This window comes from Sulfuricurvum sp. (assembly GCF_019163035.1).
GTDB lineage: Bacteria > Campylobacterota > Campylobacteria > Campylobacterales > Sulfurimonadaceae > Sulfuricurvum.
Map to the genome: position 1 here is coordinate 1 of NZ_JAFLKV010000054.1, position 2,525 is coordinate 2,525.

Here is a 2,525-nt window from a genome sequence, read left to right on the forward strand (position 1 = left end):
TCAAAAAATTTCATCAATAGATTAAAAACATATTTCGATAAAAACCACCCAATAGTGACGATAATGAGTGCACCAATAATTTGAAAGCTATAATTAGCTAAGAATTCAATTGCTTTCATATAAAACTGATTGATATAGGCTAATTCTTTATCCATAATAACATCCTGTAGATAATTAGTGGCACTATTATAAAGTATTTCTATATTAAAGCTATAATCTTTTTTTTATGATTTAAGTAGTATAATAAAATATAATTATTAAAAACTCATCAAAACAATAAGGAACTATAATGGAACATAACGGCAAAATTATTATTGTGGCAGATATGGGTGAACTCAAAAGTTATAAAGTACAGATGATAACGGCAACAAACCGCTACCATTTAGAGCTTCAAAACGATTTGAACTATATCGAAGGTCGAGTAAATGTATCTGAAACGCTCAGTGATGGACGAGGCCGATTTGAGCACGTAAGCGGAGATGATTTGGGTGCTGAACATGAAAATGAACAACGCTTGGTGCAAAAAATTGCAGAAGATATTTCTAAAGTATTAGCAAATTCACAACCCTCTTCCGCTTATCTAGCATTTCCTACTAAACATTATAAAGAGTTAACATCTGCGTTATCAGATAGAGCACAAAAAGCGCTTACCAAAAACATAGCCGCAGATCTCGTCAAATGTCCGGTAGAGGATTTGCTCTCGCATTTTTGAGACTAATTTACAATAAGAGAGGAAGCTAATTACCCCTCTGCGGCGTTCACTTTCCCCCGCATCTTCTTAGTATTCCCATGCTTCGTTTTACTGTCCATCCGACGTTTTTGTGAGTTTCGGGTCGGTTTGGTCGCGCGGCGCTTTTTCTGTACTATGGTGACGCTTTTGATCAGTTCTCTCAGCCGCTCTAATGCCGCTTCTTTGTTCTCTTCCTGAGAACGCGATTCTTGGGATTTGATGTTGATGATACCGTCTTTGGTGATACGGTGATCGGTGATCTCTAATAGCCGCTCTTTATAGATATCGGGAAGGCTAGAGGCATTGATATCGAAACGGAGATGGACGGCGGTGGAGACTTTGTTGACGTTTTGTCCCCCTGCTCCCTGAGAGCGGATCGCGGTGATCTCTATCTCGGTATCGGGTAGAGTGAGGGTAGAGGTTATTTCTATCAATTATTCGTGCCCTTGTTTTTTATGACTGACATAGTTTAATACCGCCATAGAGACGATCAAAATACCGACACCGCTAATAAGATAAAATGCAAAATGCATATTTCGAATATCGTTGATAGCAACTTTGAAGACGACCATCAGCGATTCGATCGAGAGAGCGATAATGATCGAGGTCAAAAATTTGGTCAATGTTTTGTATTCACTCCCCTCTTCGAGGGTTAGGGAACGGTAAAATACTTCCTGCTCCAAAATCGTTTTTGACAAATCGTAAATTGCTATCGCCAGCGTGATACCAATGATAGATTTAAAGACATACTGAAGCGTTTCATCCCCAGAACTCATAAGTGCTTTGACAAATCCCAATAATCCATATCCACCCAAAAACATAGCCAATAATACAAGTCCACCTCCAAGCAGTCCGTAAACCCATACAGAGAGCTTAGAAATGAAGCGCGTACTCTCAATCAGATGCATCTTACCCAGCACTGCAACCACGTCGAGATCAAACACGGCGATCCGTCCATCCTCATATTTACGGGCAACAGAAACTTTGGGTTGACCGCTATTGGCACAAATGTAAGGACTTGAGACATAATTGCCCTTCTCATTGAATTGGATACGGTTAATAAAATAGGTTCGATCTGTCCCTTTAAGTGTTGCATCATGAGTGTTTCTACGCCATGTCGGGGTGATCTGTTCCCCTTTCTCATCTATCAAATACATGTCACTTAAACAAGGTAGACGTTTGAAAAAGTTACGGACTTGCACATCATCGAAATCGTGCTGAGGATTGTCACTGATGGTAGTAAGTAAAAAACCCTCTACCGCTTCCCGATTATCCCGATATATCTGCATCATCTGTTTCATGGGTTATGTTCCAGTATATTAAAGTTCTTTAGTGTACCCAAAATGGCTTTAATGATGTCAAAAAGTTAACGCTTTTCAAAATGTCGTATTCCCCATTTACGACTCTCTTCGGCGATTAACACAATGAGGGCAACTGCGACAACTGCCCACCAATAGATTGGATCAAACGGCTCGGTTCCGAATATCGCACCGAGTGGCGTCACGAAAATCAAAAGAGCTAGCACTCCAAGCTCTGCCGCAACACCCATCCAGTAAAAACGGTTGCTCCATAACCCGATGCTAAAAAGCGATTCTCTTTGACTTCGGCATGAAAGTCCGTTACCGATTTGGGCAAAAACGATGGCGGCAAAGGTCAAGGTCGCGGCTTGGAGATAGAGCGGATCGCTCCACGACAACGTCTCCCCTCTCCATCCGTGAGCATTAAGATAAAACCAAAACAGCCCCATCGACATCACGCCGCTGAGAAGTCCCAAAAATCCGAAGGCTCTAAAATA

The 2,525-nt window shown here is 41.1% G+C and carries 4 protein-coding genes and 1 pseudogene; 1 reads left to right on the forward strand and 4 read right to left on the reverse strand.

All coding sequences use genetic code 11. The features are described 5' to 3' along the window. Nucleotides 1–155, reverse strand: a pseudogene (locus JZU62_RS04965) (mechanosensitive ion channel family protein); the annotation flags it as partial. Nucleotides 156–289: 134 nt separating this feature from the next. Between JZU62_RS04965 and JZU62_RS04970 the strand changes: the two are divergent. Then, nucleotides 290–712 (forward strand): host attachment protein, encoded by a 423-nt coding sequence (locus JZU62_RS04970; RefSeq protein ID WP_295012505.1) that lies wholly within the window; start codon nt 290–292, stop codon nt 710–712. Nucleotides 713–741: 29 nt separating this feature from the next. Here JZU62_RS04970 and arfB read toward each other — a convergent pair whose 3' ends face one another. The 3 genes from arfB to JZU62_RS04985 form a co-directional block, all read right to left on the reverse strand. Next, nucleotides 742–1,164 (reverse strand): alternative ribosome rescue aminoacyl-tRNA hydrolase ArfB, encoded by a 423-nt coding sequence (arfB, locus tag JZU62_RS04975; protein ID WP_295012507.1) that lies wholly within the window; start codon nt 1,162–1,164, stop codon nt 742–744. After that, the gene (locus JZU62_RS04980; protein ID WP_295012509.1) at nt 1,165–2,022 is read right to left on the reverse strand and encodes a hypothetical protein; all 858 of its coding nucleotides are present in this window, start codon (nt 2,020–2,022) and stop codon (nt 1,165–1,167) included. It lies immediately after the preceding gene. 74 nt (nt 2,023–2,096) lie between these two features. Continuing rightward, a partial coding sequence (locus JZU62_RS04985; RefSeq protein ID WP_295012511.1) for a cation-translocating P-type ATPase C-terminal domain-containing protein occupies nt 2,097–2,525 on the reverse strand: 429 nt, incomplete at its 5' end.

Coding starts and splice junctions, on each gene's coding strand:
- JZU62_RS04970 (WP_295012505.1), top strand. CDS start 290: ATGGAACATAACGGCAAAATTATTATTGTGGCAGATATGGGTGAACTC.
- JZU62_RS04980 (WP_295012509.1), bottom strand. CDS start 2,022: ATGATGCAGATATATCGGGATAATCGGGAAGCGGTAGAGGGTTTTTTA.